The sequence below is a fragment of the Enterobacter sp. MF024 genome, from assembly GCF_005843915.1.
In the GTDB taxonomy this organism is placed as follows: domain Bacteria; phylum Pseudomonadota; class Gammaproteobacteria; order Enterobacterales; family Enterobacteriaceae; genus Enterobacter; species Enterobacter barmai.
Genome location: NZ_VCBB01000003.1, coordinates 250,456 through 267,159, shown reverse-complemented (window position 1 = coordinate 267,159; position 16,704 = coordinate 250,456). Strand labels below are relative to the sequence as shown.

General features: G+C 58.1%; 15 protein-coding genes. 2 read left to right on the top strand and 13 right to left on the bottom strand.

All coding sequences use genetic code 11. The features are described 5' to 3' along the window. Positions 1-5 precede the first annotated feature (5 nt). Genes FFB58_RS07725 through FFB58_RS07710 form a run of 4 tightly spaced genes read right to left on the bottom strand, consistent with a single transcriptional unit; the run spans position 6 to position 4,832 of the window. The gene (locus FFB58_RS07725) at positions 6-992 is read right to left on the bottom strand and encodes a fimbrial protein (protein WP_138369539.1); all 987 of its coding nucleotides are present in this window, start codon (positions 990-992) and stop codon (positions 6-8) included. A gap of 16 nt (positions 993-1,008) precedes the next feature. Next, the gene (locus FFB58_RS07720) at positions 1,009-3,549 is read right to left on the bottom strand and encodes a fimbria/pilus outer membrane usher protein (protein WP_138369538.1); all 2,541 of its coding nucleotides are present in this window, start codon (positions 3,547-3,549) and stop codon (positions 1,009-1,011) included. Between the two features lie 14 nt (positions 3,550-3,563). Continuing rightward, a complete protein-coding gene (locus FFB58_RS07715) occupies positions 3,564-4,238 on the bottom strand; it encodes a molecular chaperone (RefSeq protein ID WP_039029397.1) in 675 nt (224 codons plus the stop codon). A 57-nt stretch (positions 4,239-4,295) separates the two neighbouring features. Further along, a complete protein-coding gene (locus FFB58_RS07710) occupies positions 4,296-4,832 on the bottom strand; it encodes a fimbrial protein (RefSeq protein ID WP_039029398.1) in 537 nt (178 codons plus the stop codon). A gap of 288 nt (positions 4,833-5,120) precedes the next feature. Here FFB58_RS07710 and ybiB point away from each other — a divergent pair, with 288 nt between their 5' ends. Next, positions 5,121-6,083, top strand: coding sequence for a DNA-binding protein YbiB (gene ybiB / locus FFB58_RS07705; RefSeq protein ID WP_138369537.1), 963 nt, complete (start codon positions 5,121-5,123; stop codon positions 6,081-6,083). Between the two features lie 110 nt (positions 6,084-6,193). On the opposite strand, the gene ybiJ is transcribed toward ybiB, so the two are convergent. The 5 genes from ybiJ to mcbA form a co-directional block, all read right to left on the bottom strand. Beyond that, entirely contained in the window at positions 6,194-6,454 is a 261-nt protein-coding gene (gene ybiJ, locus FFB58_RS07700; RefSeq protein WP_039029400.1) for a DUF1471 family protein YbiJ, read from the bottom strand. A 284-nt stretch (positions 6,455-6,738) separates the two neighbouring features. Continuing rightward, positions 6,739-7,005, bottom strand: coding sequence for a DksA/TraR family C4-type zinc finger protein (locus FFB58_RS07695; RefSeq protein ID WP_138369536.1), 267 nt, complete (start codon positions 7,003-7,005; stop codon positions 6,739-6,741). A gap of 72 nt (positions 7,006-7,077) precedes the next feature. Then, entirely contained in the window at positions 7,078-7,755 is a 678-nt protein-coding gene (ybiX, locus tag FFB58_RS07690) for a PKHD-type hydroxylase YbiX (protein WP_138369535.1), read from the bottom strand. A gap of 84 nt (positions 7,756-7,839) precedes the next feature. Next, on the bottom strand, positions 7,840-10,122 hold the full coding sequence (locus FFB58_RS07685) for a catecholate siderophore receptor Fiu (RefSeq protein ID WP_138369534.1): 2,283 nt from the start codon (positions 10,120-10,122) through the stop codon (positions 7,840-7,842). A 273-nt stretch (positions 10,123-10,395) separates the two neighbouring features. Continuing rightward, positions 10,396-10,656 carry a DUF1471 family periplasmic protein McbA gene (mcbA, locus tag FFB58_RS07680; RefSeq protein ID WP_039029404.1) on the bottom strand — a complete coding sequence of 87 codons (261 nt, stop codon included), beginning with the start codon at positions 10,654-10,656 and terminating at the stop codon, positions 10,396-10,398. Between the two features lie 241 nt (positions 10,657-10,897). On the opposite strand from mcbA, the gene rlmF reads away from it, so the two are divergent. Further along, on the top strand, positions 10,898-11,812 hold the full coding sequence (gene rlmF / locus FFB58_RS07670) for a 23S rRNA (adenine(1618)-N(6))-methyltransferase RlmF (protein ID WP_171029938.1): 915 nt from the start codon (positions 10,898-10,900) through the stop codon (positions 11,810-11,812). 49 nt (positions 11,813-11,861) lie between these two features. On the opposite strand, the gene ybiO is transcribed toward rlmF, so the two are convergent. The 4 genes from ybiO to glnH all read right to left on the bottom strand — a co-directional run bounded on the left by ybiO (position 11,862) and on the right by glnH (position 16,456). Beyond that, positions 11,862-14,066, bottom strand: coding sequence for a mechanosensitive channel protein (gene ybiO, locus FFB58_RS07665; protein WP_138369533.1), 2,205 nt, complete (start codon positions 14,064-14,066; stop codon positions 11,862-11,864). A 147-nt stretch (positions 14,067-14,213) separates the two neighbouring features. Next, entirely contained in the window at positions 14,214-14,936 is a 723-nt protein-coding gene (gene glnQ, locus FFB58_RS07660) for a glutamine ABC transporter ATP-binding protein GlnQ (RefSeq protein WP_039029407.1), read from the bottom strand. Next, positions 14,933-15,592, bottom strand: coding sequence for a glutamine ABC transporter permease GlnP (glnP, locus tag FFB58_RS07655; protein WP_039029408.1), 660 nt, complete (start codon positions 15,590-15,592; stop codon positions 14,933-14,935). The genes glnQ and glnP overlap by 4 nt, the downstream gene beginning before the upstream one ends. A gap of 117 nt (positions 15,593-15,709) precedes the next feature. Then, positions 15,710-16,456 carry a glutamine ABC transporter substrate-binding protein GlnH gene (gene glnH, locus FFB58_RS07650; protein WP_039029409.1) on the bottom strand — a complete coding sequence of 249 codons (747 nt, stop codon included), beginning with the start codon at positions 16,454-16,456 and terminating at the stop codon, positions 15,710-15,712. Positions 16,457-16,704 lie beyond the last annotated feature (248 nt).

Sequence of the window (16,704 nt, the reverse complement as noted above, 5' to 3'; positions counted from 1 at the left end):
CCTCTTCATCGGTATTCAATGTCGATGGTGGCGACGACGTTGGCTTTGCCTGCCGTCACCGTATCGCTGAGCTGGTAATACTGCGCCTGGAAGGGCAGGCTGAACGGCTGGCCCGGCACTGTCTCGCCGCCAAAGGGGATCGGGTAGTCGTAGCGCATTCCGGCGCCGCCCACCAGCAGTCTCACGCCCACGCCGGTGGCGCTGTCGCTGCCGGGAACGAGGTTCAACACATCGTCACCCGTGCCAATATTTGTTGCCCCGTTGGGGCTGGTGATTTGGGCGGTCATCGTCTCCACGGCGTTACAGGTGGCGTTCAGGCTGAACGTTTTCCAGCCGGTATAACTCCCTACCTGGGTGAACTGGGTTACCGGGAAATCGCCCAGGGTGACGATCAGGCTGGATTGATCCACCGAGCAGGTTGTCGCCTTCAGCGCCAGATTACCGCCATAGCGCACGGCATTCAGATGCCCCAACTGTTCATCGGGATAGATCCCAAGCGACCAGATGCCGTTGCGTATGGTCATCGTCTGCTGGCTGCTGGTGTTCGCCGTTTTGACCAGCTGCAGGGTCAGAGGCACATTAAAGCTGCCGGAGCCATCATTGCTGACGTAGCCCAGCGGCGTACTTCTGCTGTCGCAGTGGAGCGCACGGCCGCGCACCGGCTGCCCGGCGCTGTTCAGCAGTTCGATGCCAATCCCCTCCACGCCGGTACGGTACACCCCCGGCATGCCCGGCACCTCTTCCCCTTCACCAAGATGGCAGGCGGTAATGGGTTTCCCGCTATCGGCAGCGTCACAGCTGCCTTTCACCGTATGCGATTGGGCCGAGCCGGGGATCGCATTGCCGACGGCAAGGGTGTCAGGCACCGTCAGCGTACCGGGTGTCGCGGTCCAGGGCAGATCCGCCGTGGTACAGGCCGCTTTCGCCTGGGGCATAAACAGCCACAGGGCGGCAAACAGGGCCAGCACGCCGCTAAATCGCAGTGGTTTCATCTTCTCTCCTCGCCGTTCAGACGCATTGCGCGGTGGTGTTGATCACCGGATCGCTTGAGTGGGACGGCAACTGATAGTGGGCGGAGCAGTGGGCGCTGGCGCCTCTGCCCCAGCTGACGTTGACCGTGCCGCGCTCATGCATCCCGGTCAGGTAGACCTGTCCGCCGTCGCCGACAATAAACTCGCCATTCTCATGGGCCGGGGCGGCGGTGGCGCCAAACGGCACCGGATGCCCGTCGGACCGGGTGAGGGTCAGCAGCACCCGGCTGCCAACGCGAGTATCAAAGCTGGCGCGCACCACCGCCCCCCGGGTCGGGGTAACCACTTTCGTTGCCTGACCGACGTCCGCCCCTGAAGGCAGGCTTTCGGTATCCAGGGTGACGGTGTTGTGATGGTAGGGCGTAACGTAGGGCACGATGGCGTAGCCGCGATAGTCGGTTTTGACCCCGGTCTGGTTGTCGACCCCGGTTCCGCTGGCACCCGGCGCCTCGACCAGCGCCACGGTATCGCCCATCGGCTGGCCGAAGGTGACGCCGTGAGCATGGGCAATCACGCTGCCCTGCACGGCGACATTAAGCTGGTGCTGCTGGTTATCCTGGGAATACCCGGCCGTCATCTCGCCGTAGGTCGCTTTGTAATCGGTATTCAGGTTGCTGCTGTAACCCGAGTTGTGGCTGTGGCCCTGCTGCACGCCCCAGCTGAGATTGTTGCCGGCAAGGGCGGTGCCGCTCAGGCCGACGCTCTGGGTAGTGTCATGTTTGCTGTTGTTGAGGGTGTAGTTAACCCAGGTATTTTTCAGCCAGTGATCCAGCGACACCGAGACGTTCAGGCCGATGGTCTGTTCGTTTTTCTGCTCATCATCGTCCTCGTTATCCTGGGTATTTTTGCTCAGGCCATAGTTGAGGCCGTAGCTGATGCCGTTCCAGCTGCCGTTGTAGCCCACGCTAAGCGAGGTCATGCTCTGGTCGCTGTGCCAGTAGTTTTCTTTCACCAGACTCAGGGTCAGCGAGCCCAGCGAACCGCCCAGCGACTGATCGACAGTAGCCTCCTGACGGTCGCGGCGCCCGTCGGGGGGCGTCCAGTCGTCATCTTTGGTGTAAGAGTTCATCACATCCGACATCGTGGCGTATCCGTCGCTGTTATAGCGATAACCGGCCAGCGAAAAGTGGGTGCCGGTGGTGGCGAAGTCTTTGCTGTAACGCACCCGCCAGGCGCGGCCCTGGGTGGATTTTTCCCCCTGCATGCGCGATTTCGCTGCGGTCACATCCACCGAAAACGCCCCGAGGTCGCCGATGTTTTTCCCGGTGCCGAGCGCCAGGGCATCGTAATACTGACTGGTCTGCATGCCGCCATAGAGGGTGATATCGTACGGCAGGCCGTAGATCCCGGTGCCCTGCAGGAACGGCGTTTTCTCCACGCTGTCGTCATAGCTGCGATAGCGTCCGCCGGTCAGGCTGTATTTGAATCGTCCTTCACGCTGCAACACCGGCACCGAGGCGTAAGGCACCACAAAGTGCTGCTCGCTGCCGTCGGTCTCTTTCACGGTGACGTTCAGATCCCCGCTGCCCCCGGTGGGGTAGAGATCGTTAATCTCGAACGCCCCCGGGGCGACATAGTTCTGATAGATCACATACCCGTTCTGGCGAACCACCACCTGGGCATTGCTGTGCGCCACGCCACGAATGCGCGGCGCGAAGCCTTTCATGCTGTCCGGCAGCATATCGTCATCCGAGGCGATCTGCGCCCCGGTGAACGACAGGCTGTCAAACACGTCCGACGGGGTGGAGCTTTGCCCGAAGGTGACGACGCTGCCCAGCGACAGGATGTTGCGCTGGGCATAGCTGTACACCGAGGAGAAATCGTGCTGCGTCGAGTCATCGTCCCGGGTCTGGCTCCAGGTGGTGTAGTTGCGAAAACGCCAGGCACCCAGATTCACCCCCGGACGCAGGTTCAGGTATTCGTTGCGCTGGTGACTTCCGTCATCCCCCCGGCTGTGGGTATCCCCGGCGGAGTAGCTGTAGTTCAGCAGAAACGCGTTGATGCCGTTGTCCATCTCTTCCGGGGGCACATACCCATGCGGAACCGGGATGATGGCCGCCTGCGGGATGCTCAGCAGCAGCTGCTGCTGGCCGGGGCGGAAGGTGGCGCTGGCGTCTGGTAACCCAGAGAGATCGACACAGTCATCACCCTTTGTGACGCTGAATTTATCGCTCTGGATACCCAGGCTTTTGAGGGTCTCCACGGACAGGCAGGGCTGGAGGATGCTCTCTCCTTTTGCCGACTTTTGCAGCTCAAAGGTGATTTTCTTGTTGGCGATTTTGTTGTTATTCACATACACATCCACCTGGTACTCCCCCGGCGCGATGCCCGGGCCCGACTCGTACAGCGAGAGGTCGGGTTTGCCCTGGTCGGGGGCGTCGATATCAAGCATTGCCGGGTTGAAGTAGTCCTCCGCCAGCACCTGCTGCACGCCAAGGCCCAGCGCCGCACAGCCCAGCGCAATGCGCAGGGTGCGGGCATGGTTACGTGGCGCTTTGGTTGTATAGTCCCAGGGCATGGCGGTTCCGGCAGTTACTGGAGGCTGGCAGACCAGGCGTGGCTCACCGCGCCATAGTCGTTGATGATTTTCCAGCTGACACGGGTTGCGCTGATCCCACCCGGCACGGCGAAATGCGCGTCGCTGTCGGGGGCGACCCAGCTGATGTTGTCGACTTTTTTGCCGCCCAGCGTGATCTCCTGGAAATTCATGTAAAACGGCGTCGGGTTGCTGACGATGAGATTGTTGCCCTGTTTATGCCAGCGCAGTTTATCCGCCACCTCGTCCGGTTTTCCGGCGATCCCCGCCGGGCGGTAGATCAGCTTAATGCGCGTTTTGATGGCAATTTGCAGGGTGTTGGTGTTCTCGTGATGCGCGGTGGACGGAATCGATTTGATGTTCAGCCAGTAGAGCGATTCGCGATCGGTGGGCAGATTGCCGCCGGTATGCACCACGCGCAGGACATTGTCCTGGTGGCCATCCAGACGGAACAGCGGCGGTGTGATCAGGAACGGCGCTTTTTCCCGGGCGTGATCCTGGCTCTCTACCCAGGATTGCACCAGGTAGTCGAGGTTATCGGGGTTAGAAATTCCCAGCGACGCTTCTTTTTTATCTCCCTGATAAATTAAGCGGGTCCCTTCAATAATGACCCCGGCGTGCGCGGCGGTTGTCATTAATAACAGGGAGGCGATCAAAACAGATTTACGCATGATGGGACTCTGAATCAAAAAGAACGGCGCCCGGTCGCATAACCAGGCGCCGCCTTATTAGTTGTACATAACGGTAAAGGTGGAGACGGCATTAGCCGGGCCGGCGGTGATGGTGCTGCCGGTCTGGATATAGCGTGCGCCAAAGACCAGGTCGTTGGTGGTAGTGCCCGACTGCAGCGTGTAGCTGGTGGACGGGCTGTATAAGCTCAGTGGATTCTCGGTTTTGTCCAGCAGCTGGATACCGACACCGGTCGCCGCGCCGGTACCCGGCGTGACGGCCAGTACGTTGGCATTGGTGCTGTCAGCAGAGCCGCCGAAGGTGATGGCGGCGCTGGTGATGGTTTCCGGGCAGTCTTTCAGCTGAATGTCGAAACGGGTGGCCGACGTGGTGGAGCCCGAGCCGGTAAAGGCCGTTTGCGACACTTTGCCCAGGGAAACATCCAGCGGGCTGCTGACGCCGTTGACCACCTGACAGGCGGAATCGATGATTTCGCCGGTGAAGTTAATTTGCCCCTCGCCGCTGTTTGCAGCCCAGGCAGAGACAGAACAACATAACGCAGTGGCAATAAAAGTGCCGGTAACGATTTTACGCATAATAATTCCTGAATAAATGCCGGTGTTAATAACATCCGTTGTGATTAATTGATAAATAAAGGGGCGAAACTTTATTGGCGCTAATTTACGTAAGTTTTGGTTGGCTATTAACTACTGCCCTGGCCACTAATGATTTGAATTGGGGTTGTATTATTATTTTTTCTTTAATTACAGAATGATGGCTTGAGATGGAAGGGAAAGGGGGCGCAAAATCGATAAGAGAAATGTCTGTCCGCCGTCACCTTATCGACGCTATAGTGTTAATAAGATGTCGCAAGGAGAGTTGTCGTGGATTATCGCAAAATTATCAAAGAGGTTGGGCGAGGCAAAAATCACGCCCGCGACCTGGATCAGGATACCGCCCGGGGTCTTTACACCCGGATGCTGAACGGCGACGTGCCGGACCTGGAGATGGGCGGCATTTTGATCGCGCTGCGTATTAAGGGCGAAGGCGAAGCCGAGATGCGCGGCTTTTATGAGGCCATGCAGGCGCAAACCCTGCGCCTGACGCCCCCGGTTGCTAAGCCGATGCCGGTGGTGATCCCCAGCTACAACGGCGCGCGCAAGCAGGCCAACCTGACGCCGCTGCTGGCGATCCTGCTGCACAAGCTCGGGTTCCCGGTGGTGGTGCACGGCGTGAGCGAAGATCCGACCCGCGTGCTGAGCGAGACCATCTTCACCCTGCTGGGCATTGAGCCGACCCGTCACGGCGGCCAGGCGCAGGCGAAGCTGGACGGGCATCACCCGGTCTATATTCCGGTGAGCACCCTCTGTCCGCCGCTGGAAAAACAGCTGGCGATGCGCTGGCGCATGGGGGTGCGTAACAGTGCCCACACCCTGGCGAAGCTGGCGACGCCCTTTGCCGAAGATGCCGCGCTGCGCCTTTCCAGCGTCTCGCACCCGGAATATGTCACCCGCGTGGCGACCTTCTTTGCCGATATCGGTGGCCGCGGGCTGCTGATGCACGGCACGGAAGGCGAAGTGTATGCCAACCCGCAGCGCTGCCCGCAGCAAACGCTGATTGATGCGGCGGGTACCCGGGTGGTGCTGGAGCGTGGGGAAGAGAATAGCAATGTCTCTCTGCCGCAGGCGAAAGATGCCGAAACCACCGCGCGCTGGATAGAGAGCTGCCTTGCCGGGCGGGAAGCGGTGCCGCACTCCCTGAAGCTGCAGATGGCCTGCTGCCTGCTGGCGAGCGGCCAGGTGGAGACGGTCGATGCCGGACTGGCTCGGGTTAACCAGAGTTTTTAAATAAAAAAAGCCCGTCCAGCGATGGACGGGCCAAAAAAACAACAAAGGGTCAATGAGGGTTGGAGCAGCCCGCCAGCGAACCGGCGAGCGGGGCAGAGATAAGGGTCAGGTTATTTGTAGATAACCGCAGTGCCGCTCAGTTTGTTGTTGGTGTTAGCGGAGGTAATGGTGTAACCGGTCGCGCCAGCCGCTTCTGCTTTAGCCGCCAGGCGTGCTTCCAGACCGTCCAGGGTGGTCGCGCCTTCTGCACTGACCACACCGATTTTGTTCATGCCGCTTGCCTGGGCCGCAGTCACAGATTCCGCAGCGAAAGCACCGAAGGAGAGAGTTGTCAGGGCAAGAGCAGCAACAGCATATTTGATGGTTTTCATGGTTAATATCTCGCAGGTTATTCTGTTAAGGGGACGTTGTTCCGTCGATGTGATAAGTATCACGCTTTTTTGCGAGAGATAAAATGAAGAGAATTGACGTCATCCTTCGAAAAATTTGAATGACAAATAAGTTATTGAATATTAATAAATTCAATGAATGGATTTACGTTTCTTGCCGTTGCGCTTTACAGACGAGGCGATGAGGGCACGTTTCGACAAACCAGGGGCTCAAATTCGTGCGCAAGCAAGTAATCGCTTGCGTGGCCCCGCAGCCGTCATGCCAGTCATCGCAGCTGGCTGTCTTTGGATCCTCTGCGATTATATCCTGCGTGGGATGCATTATGTGAATCTTTCTCCTGCTGACAGGCGATGCACAGCCGCACGCCGGGCACGGCCTTGCGCCGCGCTTCGGGGATCGGTTCCTCGCATTCCTCGCAGAATTTCAGGCTCTCGCCTCGCGGAATATCGCCCCGCGCCCGGGCCACTGCGTCTTCAATGGTACTGTTGATCTGTTCGTTAACGGCGTCATCATTCGCCCAACCGGAAGCCATAAACCCCTCCTGACAGGTTATTGCGCTGTACAGTAACTATGGGGTCAAAAAACGTACAATCAAGGCAGGTGCCTAGATTTCAGACCATTCGCGCAGCAGGTTGTGATAGAGATTCAGCAAGGACAGCACTTCGTCACTTTCGCCGTGGCGGGTGCGCAGGGTCTGGATATTGCGGTCGAGGTCGAACAGCATCGCGCGCTTTTTATCGTCGCGGATCATCGACTGGATCCACATAAAAGAAGCCACCCGCACGCCGGCGGTCACCGGGGTCACGCAGTGCAGGCTGCTGGAGGGATAGAGCACCAGATCCCCCGCCGGGAGCTTCACGCTGTGCTGGCCGTAGGTGTCGTTCACCACCAGTTCACCGCCCTCGTAGCTGTCGGGGTCGCTTAAAAAGAGGGTGGCGGAGAGATCGGTCCGCATCCAGCCGCTTTGCGGGTGGCTACGCACGGCACCGTCAACGTGAAAGCCGTAGGTCTCCTGCTGCTGGTAGCGATTAAACAGCGGGCTGGAGATCTGGCGCGGCAGGGCGGCGGCAAAAAAGAGCGGGTGCTGATTCACCGCCTGTAACACGCTGGCCTGCAAGGTGACGTACAGCGGGCTTTGGGTGTCCACCTGCTGGTTGTTTTTTACCTGTGCGCCCTGGTTGCCCACCGTGGCGCGCCCGTCGATCCACGGGGCTTGCTCCAGCTGGGCGCGGAACTGCGCCACCTCATCGGCGTTCAGCACGCCCGGAATGTGATACATCATAAAGATTCTCCGTAGCGTGGGGCTAACGCCCCACGCGCTAACAGAAGTGCACTGAAACGTGGGGGGCAGCCCCCCCACGAATGATCAGAAGTGCATGTTCGCCGTTAACATAAAGGTGCGCGGTTCGCCCGGATGGTAGCGGTAACCGCTCTTGTTGATGGAGGCGACATAGTCCTCATCAAACAGGTTGTAGACGTTGAGCTGCATATCGAGGTTGCGGTTGACGCGATAGCCCAGTTTGGCATCGGCCACCCAGTAACCTTCGGTAAACGACGGGGTACCCACCGCGCCGTCAGAGCCGCGGTGCATGCTGCCAATATAGCGGGCGCCTGCGCCAACGGAGATGTCATCCGTTGCCTGGTACTGGCTCCACAGCGTGAAGGCGTGTTCCGGGGTATACGGCAGGGAAGAGGTGCCATCCTGCGCCACGTTGTTGCCGGTGCGCACGCTGGCGCGCTGCTGGGTATAACCGCCGATCACCTGCCAGGCCGGGGTGATGTTACCCGCTGCCGACAGTTCATAACCCTCGACGCGCTTTTTACCGTACTGCGAGTAAGTGCCGTCATCGTTCTGCTCAACTTCGTTTTCGATGTCGGTGCGGAACACCGCCGCGGTCAGCAGGAGACGTTTATCCAGCACTTCCCACTTGGTGCCCAGCTCGCTGGTTTTGGCCTTCTGCGGCTTAAAGTCGGTGCGGTTGGCGCTGCTGCCGGTGCCACCCTGCGCCAGGGCGAAGTTATTACCACCCGGCGGCTGCTGAGAGATGGCGTAGTTCACGTAGATGTTGCCGTGCTCGGTCAGATGATAAAGCGCCCCGGCTTTCCAGTTCACCAGATTGCCCGAGGTGGCCGTATCCACGGTAGTCACCGGGGAACCTTTCGGGGTCCCGGCCGGGCAGGCGACCGCCCCGCGACCGGTGCCGCCGCAGACGCTGGCGCTGTCATATTCGGTGTGGTACGTATCGAGACGAATGCCGCCGTTGAGCTCAACATCACGGGTGATCTGCAGCGTATCAAAGGCGTAAATCCCGAAGGTATCGGTCTGGCCATTGGCATTGGCGCCGTTGTTGTTCAGGCCGCCAATATCGACGTTGCTGTTCGGGTGATAGATATTGACCGGCGGCGGGGTGATGGCATCCACGCCGTAGTTGGTCTGGTTTTCACGGGTGAACTCCACCCCGGTGCTGATATCGTGGCCGACGCTGCCGGTATAGAATTTGGTCGTCAGGTTGGTCTGGTTGGTGAGGATCTTGTTGCTGACATCTTTGGTATTGGCGAGACGCGACCAGGTCCAGGTGTCCACGTTGTTGCGGTCAGGCTGGGTAATGTTGCTGGCGCCACCCATCACGGCGGTCATCAGATAATCCTGTTTCACCCGGGACCAGCGCGTGGTGTTACGCAGGGTGGTGTTGTCGTTGAAGTCGTGCTCAAAGCGCATCGTGGCGGTGTCGGACGTGGAATCGTCGTAATCGGAATCGGTGCCGTAAAAGTTGCTGGTGTCCACCTTGCCTGAGTGATTCAGCGCCGCAGTGCCCGCAGAGGGTGCAGAGTAGCCCGGCAGCCCGATGGTCGGAATGCCGCCGTCCGGGGTGTTGTGCTGGGTCACATGCAGGTAGTTCAGATAGAGACGGTTTTCCGTTCCCAGGCCAAAGGCGAGGGAAGGGGCCACGCCGTAGCGTTCGTTTTTGACGTTATCGCGCCCTTCATCGTGAGTCTTTTCACCCATCAGGTTCAGACGAAACGCCGAGGTATCACCCATCACCTGGTTGATATCGACCGTACCGCGGCGCATCCAGGCGCTGCCGATGCTGGCGGAGGCATCAATGCCTGAATCCAGACGCGGCTGTTTGCTGATCATATTGATCGAGCCGCTCGGGGCGCTACGTCCGTAATCGCTGCCGGATGGCCCTTTAATCACTTCCACCTGTTCGGTGTTGAAGGTATCGCGCGTCGTGGTGCTGATATCGCGAATACCATCAACGTAAATGCTGTTCGAGGTGTCCACGCCGCGCATGTAAACCGCATCGCCGGTGGTGGAGTTGCCGTTTTCACCGGCGAAGAATGCGCCCACGCCCGGGACGTTTTTCAGGGCATCGGTCAGGTTAGTGGTGCCCTGATCTTTGAGCACCTGCTCGGATATTACGGTCATGGTGCGGGTGGTATCGGCCACCGGACGGCTGAATTTGGCGTCGGCGGACTTCTGCGGGGCATACAGCGAAGGCTGTGCCGCTTCGACTATCAGGGTGTCGTCAGCTTTATCGTTATTCTCCGCCGCAACTGCAGAAGCCACGGGAGTAAGACCGATACACAGACCCGCGAAAAAGGTCAGCGAGTTAAAGCTGTTCGGAACGTTGCGATTTTTATCCATATTGTTTAGCGACTTATAATTTTTAGTATTGAGTTTTCATTACGCTGTCAGGCAGGTCTGGGCCTGTTCCTGTGCCACGTGAATAACCGTAATGAACCTACAAATGATAATAATTGTGATAAACATTATCATTTGGCGTGACTTTTTATCACTGTCGCCAACAAAAGGAAATACGTAAATTTACATTGGCTACTAAAAATCTTCACAAAGTGGAGTTTGGGCAAAAAATGAACTGCACCCCGGGGGATGCAGTATGCAGTGCAGAGAGGGGAACTATTTGTAGATGGTGGCGGTACCAAACATGGTGTTGTCGCCGCTGGCAGAGTTGACAACATAGCCTTTAGCACCCTGTTCACGCGCTTTTTCAGCCAGTTTATCCTGCAGGTCATCGAGATTTCTTGCGCCAGAAGCCTGCACGGTTCCGGCGGGTCTCAGTTGACTGGTATCGCCGCTGCTGAGTGATTCGATCGACCATGCAGCAAACGACGCACCTGCCAGTGAAGCGGCAGCCAGCATTACCAGGTATTTTTTCATAATCACTTCCTCTGATTGACAACGGGTGATGCACACTAAGTGTAGAACGGGTCAGAGTGTGATTTAGTGCAAAAAATTGATGATGATCTGCTTATTTTTTGAACAACATATTTTGACAATTCCATGACAAATCAGATACATACAGGTGACTGATTTTTGGTGGTTTATTCTGTCGCGCAGAGAAATATTTACCGTTGCGCCCGCAACGGGTATCTTACGCCGCTGTTTACAGGAGAACGCCATGACACCCGAAAAGCCGGGGTTGCACCCACGCAACCGCCACCGTAGCCGTTACGACATGAATGCCTTATGCGAAAGCTGTCCGGCGCTGCGCGAATTTATCACCCGGACGCCAGCAGGGGAGCCGACGGTGAACTTCGCCGATCCGCAGGCGGTAAAGACGCTGAACAAAGCGCTGCTGATGCATTTCTACGGTGTGGCCCAGTGGGATATTCCGGACGGCTATCTCTGCCCGCCGGTGCCGGGGCGTGCCGACTACATTCACCATCTCGCCGATCTGTTGGCGGAAGGCAATAACGGTGAGGTGCCGGCTCAGGCGACGATCCTCGATATCGGCACTGGCTCGAATCTGATCTATCCGCTGATTGGCGCGCATGAGTACGGCTGGCGCTTTACCGGCAGCGAAGTGGACACTCAGGCCTTCGCCAACGCCACCGCCATCATTAACGCGAATCCCGGCATGAGCCGCGCCATTCGTCTGCGTCGTCAGAAAGAGGCCTCGGCGATCTTCGCAGGCGTGATCCATAAAAACGAACAGTACGATGCCACCCTGTGCAACCCGCCGTTCCATGATTCGGCGGAAACCGCCCGGGCAGGCAGCGAGCGCAAGCGCCGTAACCTTGGCCAGGCGGCCGACGGCGCGCTGAACTTTGGCGGCCAGCAGCAGGAGCTGTGGTGCGAAGGGGGGGAAGTGGCCTTTATCACGAAGATGATTACCGAGAGCGCCCAGTTTGCCCGCCAGGTGAAGTGGTTTACCACTCTGGTCTCCCGCAGCGAGAACCTGCCGCCGCTCTACCGCGCCCTGACCGACGTCGGCGCGGTTAAAGTGGTGAAAAAAGAGATGGCCCAGGGTCAGAAGCAGAGCCGCTTTATCGCCTGGACCTTTATGGATAACGCCAAACGCCGCCAGCGTTAAGCGTCTTTCCCCTCACCCTAACCCTCTCCCCACAGGGGAGAGGGAACAGTCAGGTGCGGTTCTGGATCTGGGTGTTCTCCCCCGTCGGCGACGGCAGGAGCTGATACATCTGCACCGGCATCCGCACGTGAGCCAGATCGAAGTGCTTTTTCACCATGCTGTCGAGGGCGAAGCGCACCGTCCACTGCTTCAGCGGCTGGGTGGTGAAGGACACGCGCAGGGTAAAGGCGGTGCTGGTCAGGCCCACAATCCCGGCAAATGAGGGCTCACCGATAATCAGCCCGCGAATATCTTCCCTTTCCAGCAGCTCATCCACCGCCGCTTTCAGCGCGCCCTGCGCTTTTTCGGCATCTTCATGCCTGTCCACATCGTAGTTCGCCACCACCGACCCGATGCCGCGCACGAAGTTGGCGAAGGTGGTGATCGAGGACCACGGGATGATGTGGTACGCCCCGGTATCCTGCCGCACCCCCACCGAACGAATCGACATCCGTTCCACCGTGCCGGTGAGCGGCCCGATGGTTACCAGATCCCCGGTATTCATCCCGTTTTCAAACTGGATAAAGATCCCGGTGATGATGTCCTTCACCAGCGTCTGGGAGCCAAAGGAGATCGCCAGCCCAAGTGCACCGGCACCCGCCAGCAGCGGGGCGATATTGACGCCAATTTCCGACAGCACAATCATGATGGTAATGGTGCTGATGATCACCGCCAGCGCGTTGCGAAACAGCGTCAGCAGGGTGCGGGCGCGGGCGCTCGGCAGCGGGCGGCCATGAATATCCGAGGAGAGCCGGTTCTCGATCAGGCTCGCCAGGAGGGTCCAGCCGATGGCGGAGAAGAAGAGGATCAGCGCGATGCGGATCAGAATATCCACCGTCTTTTCACCCGCGCCGTTGTGCAGCCAGTTCCAGAAGTCGAACAGTCCCCAGGCGCTGAGCAGCAGCATGATGGCGACGCAGACCGTCAGGATCCGCGCCACCTTCAGCGAGACGCCGATCCAGCCGTTAAGCCGCTTCTGCAGCTCGGGGTAACTGCGCTGCACGTGCGGCGACAGGGTGATGGTTTTCGCCAGCCAGCGCGAAAGCAGCCCCGAGACGAACGCAGCAACGCCGACGATTGCCAGGCTGCGGAAGGTAGCTCCCATCATAAACTTCAGGCTGTTGCCCGGATCGAACAGGGAGAAGAAACAGAGCACGATAAAATAGGCGCTCGCCAGCCAGTGCCACACCAGGGCGAAGGCGCGAATAAACAGGCTGAAGAAGGCGAGAGAGCGGTCGGCGAGATGAAGCAACCCCTCGGTGATGGCGCGCTTGTTGTGAAAGATCAGGTACAGCGCCCAGACGGTGATGCAGAGCATAATCAGCACGTTTGCCAGGGCGCCAATCTGCACGTTGACCTGATTAGAGATAATCGGCACCGCCACCAGCAGGCCATAGCCGATGATGCCGCTCAGAAGGCTAAGGCGCAGGGACCAGTAATGCGCGGCGCTGTCGTTAATGGCGAAGGGACGCAGGTCGGGCACGCGGGGGCAAAATATCAGGCGCAGGATCGCCTTAAAGAACTCAATCAGCGCGAAGGCATTGAGGAACAGCGCCTGCTGGAAGGCAATGGTGGGATTGCCGGTGTTAAGGGACTCGCTCAGGATCTGGCCGATAAACAGGGTCAGGGCCAGCAGCAGCAGATCGATAATAAAGGCCCCGGCGATGGTCAGCGGCAGGTGAATCCAGCTGCTCGTTTCCCGGTTCTTTTTGCGCCCCCAGCTGCCCATTCTGCGGTACAGCGGCCAGGCGCAGAGCCTCACCAGCCAGTAAAAAGCAAAGACCAACCCGGCCAGGATCAGGAACTGCTGTGCGGCGGCGGTGAAGGTTTGCGGGTTAAAGGCTTTATGCGGGGAGCCAATCAGGTTGCGGTAGAGCTGGGCGAAGCGGGTGGCGAGGGCGTCGCCATAATGGCGGCTGATATCGGTGACGTTCTCCAGCACCGTTTTCTCGTCGGCTATCTCCGGCGGGGTGATTTTGGGCACCGGCTCCTGGGGCGGCGTGGCGGCCACGCTGCGCAGCTGGCTTATCAGCTCCTGGCGTGAGGCGTCGTTTTCCAGCACGTCGGCAAGCGCAGAGTAAGCCGCCTTTTTCTGCTCAACGTCCGGCTCTGCCGGTGGGGGTGTTTGCGCCGTTGCGGCAGGCATGCCCGGCAGGCTGACGGCCTGGGCAGGCAGGCAAAACAGGCTTATCAAAAGCAGCAGGATCCAGGGCACGGTGTCCTCCGGTGACAAAAATGTGCAAAGTGATAAGTATAGAAGGCGGGCGGAAGCGGGGGGCTTTTGGGAGAATTCCGGGGGAAATCGTTGGAACCGTAGGCCGGGCAAGCGCAGCGCCGCCCGGCAACAGCAAGGGTACTGTTATTACGAAACGTGCTGGAGGAACTCCTGCAAACGCTGGCTCGGTGGGTTCTCAATCAACGTCTGCGGATTGCCATCTTCGGCAATACGCCCTTTGTCGATAAAGATCAGACGCGAGGCCACTTTCTCGGCAAAGCCGATTTCGTGGGTCACGATCACCATCGTCATGCCTTCTTCTGCCAGGTCCTGCATAACCTTCAGCACTTCGTGGCGCAGCTCCGGATCGAGGGCAGAAGTTGGCTCATCGAACAGCATCATTTTCGGCTTAACCGCCAGCGCACGGGCAATCGCCACGCGCTGCTGCTGACCGCCGGAGAGCTCGGACGGGTAATGATGCCCGCGCTCTGCCAGACCGACCTTCGCCAGCAGCTCTTTTGCAAGCCGCTCGGCTGCTGCTTTGTCGGCGCCGCGCACGCGCAGGGGGCCAAACATCACGTTTTCCAGCGCCGTCAGGTGCGGGAAGAGGTAAAACTGCTGGAACACCATGCCCGCTTCCTGACGGATCAGGCGCTCGTCCACTTTCGGGTCGTTAACCTTCAGGCCATCGACAATCAGATCGCCGCTGGTAATCTCTTCCAGCTTGTTGATGCAGCGCAGCAGGGTGGATTTACCGGAGCCGGACGGCCCGATAATCACTACCACTTCCCCGGTCTGGATAGTCAGGTCGATGTTGTGCAGCACCTGGGTCTGACCGAAGTGCTTGGAGACGTTTTTAAATTCAATCACAGGATTTTCATCCTTCTTTCAAGACGACGCAGCACGAAGCTCAACGCCAGCGTAATAATCAGATAAACCACGGCCACGGCGCTCCAGATCTCCAGCGCGCGGAAGTTACCGGCAATGATCTCCTGGCCCTGACGGGTCAGCTCAGCCACGCCGATAACGATGAACAGCGAGGTGTCTTTAATACTGATGATCCACTGGTTACCCAGCGGTGGCAGCATGCGGCGCAGGGCCAGGGGTAGGATCACGTGGCGGATGGTTTCGCGACGGGAGAGACCCAGCGCCAGACCAGCCTCGCTGAAGCCTTTGTGGATCGACAGTACCGCACCGCGGGTGATCTCGGCGATATAGGCGCCGGAGTTGATCATGATGGTGACCACCGCCGCGCTGAACGGATCGATGCGCAGGTCGGTAAAGGCCATCGGCAGGGCGAAGTAGATAAACATCACCTGCACCACAATCGGCGTGCCGCGAATAACTTCGATGAAGACCAGTGCTACGTGGTTGGCTATCCAGCCGCCGTAGGTGCGGGCAAAACCAGCGACGAGGCCGATAATCAACCCGCCAACCAGACCGAGGACCGAAATCCACAGGGTCATTTTGGCGCCTTCAAGCAAGAGAGGAATGGCAGGCCAGATGGCGCTCCAGTCAAACTGCATGATGTATTCCTGTATACCGTGGTGAAAACAAAAAATGAGTCAGGGAGTTGACTCAAATTGTAGGCCCGGTAAGCGCAAGCGCCACCGGGCGGTACAGTTCCTGTTTAACAGGCTGTTTTATTTAGGTTCAGTGCCGAACCATTTTTTATAGATTTCGTTGTAAGTGCCGTTCTCTTTCAGGGTTTTCAGCGCGCCGTTAACCTTAGTACGCAGCTCGTCGCTGCCTTTCGGGAAGGCGATACCGTATTCCTGAGCTTCCAGAGACTCACCGACCGCTTTGAACTTGCCGTTACCTGCGGTTTTAATGAAGTAAAGGATGTTTGGCGTGTCGTGCAGAACCGCGTCAGCACGGTTGGTGCCCAGTTCCATATAAGCGTTGTCGATGTTCGGGAACTGGCGCAGGTCTTTGGTTTTGATGTTTGCTTTCGCGTAATCAACAGAACCGGTACCGCTCTTCACCGCGACCACTTTGCCGTCGAGATCTTTCGCGCTCTTCACGTCGTTGTTGTCGGCTTTAACCATCACCAGCAGGCCGCTTTTGTAGTAGCCGTCAGAGAAGTCGATGGCTTTTTTACGTGCGTCAGTAATGGTGATACCGGCCAGCGCCAGGTCAACGTTTTTGGTTTGCAGTGCCGGAACGATACCGCTGAAGTCCATTGGCTTCAGGGTGTAATCCAGTTTCAGCTCTTTGGCGATAGCCGCCCACAGATCCACGTCAAAACCAACGTACTGGTCGCCCTGTTTAAATTCGAACGGTACGAAGGCGGTGTCGGTAGCAACAATCAGTTTCTTATCAGCAGCCTGCGAAGAGACCGCAAAAGCCAGGGTAAGTGCAGCCAGTGAAACTTTTAATACAGACTTCATAGCATTTCCTTTTATATCCACGGGGCGATCCCCTGCGAGAACGAACGGCTCTATGAAAAAATCGTGCCAACTTTACAAGGTGTTGTTTTTGCAAGGACGGTACGGATTTCATTGCACAAAAAAGGTAGCAAAGGCAGCAAATTGCACCATAACGAAGCACTGTTTTGGTGCATCGAAATGCCATCACTAACGGTTATGCTATTTAGCGCAAATATTGACGAGAAAACAATCTTTCGTTAACGATTGTG

Bases quoted from the DNA above. Each gene is read 5' to 3' on its own strand.
- FFB58_RS07725 (WP_138369539.1), bottom strand. From the start codon at position 992: ATGAAACCACTGCGATTTAGCGGCGTGCTGGCCCTGTTTGCCGCCCTG.
- FFB58_RS07720 (WP_138369538.1), bottom strand. From the start codon at position 3,549: ATGCCCTGGGACTATACAACCAAAGCGCCACGTAACCATGCCCGCACC.
- FFB58_RS07715 (WP_039029397.1), bottom strand. From the start codon at position 4,238: ATGCGTAAATCTGTTTTGATCGCCTCCCTGTTATTAATGACAACCGCC.
- FFB58_RS07710 (WP_039029398.1), bottom strand. From the start codon at position 4,832: ATGCGTAAAATCGTTACCGGCACTTTTATTGCCACTGCGTTATGTTGT.
- ybiJ (WP_039029400.1), bottom strand. From the start codon at position 6,454: ATGAAAACCATCAAATATGCTGTTGCTGCTCTTGCCCTGACAACTCTC.
- FFB58_RS07695 (WP_138369536.1), bottom strand. From the start codon at position 7,005: ATGGCTTCCGGTTGGGCGAATGATGACGCCGTTAACGAACAGATCAAC.
- ybiX (WP_138369535.1), bottom strand. From the start codon at position 7,755: ATGATGTATCACATTCCGGGCGTGCTGAACGCCGATGAGGTGGCGCAG.
- FFB58_RS07685 (WP_138369534.1), bottom strand. From the start codon at position 10,122: ATGGATAAAAATCGCAACGTTCCGAACAGCTTTAACTCGCTGACCTTT.
- mcbA (WP_039029404.1), bottom strand. From the start codon at position 10,656: ATGAAAAAATACCTGGTAATGCTGGCTGCCGCTTCACTGGCAGGTGCG.
- rlmF (WP_171029938.1), top strand. From the start codon at position 10,898: ATGACACCCGAAAAGCCGGGGTTGCACCCACGCAACCGCCACCGTAGC.
- glnP (WP_039029408.1), bottom strand. From the start codon at position 15,592: ATGCAGTTTGACTGGAGCGCCATCTGGCCTGCCATTCCTCTCTTGCTT.
- glnH (WP_039029409.1), bottom strand. From the start codon at position 16,456: ATGAAGTCTGTATTAAAAGTTTCACTGGCTGCACTTACCCTGGCTTTT.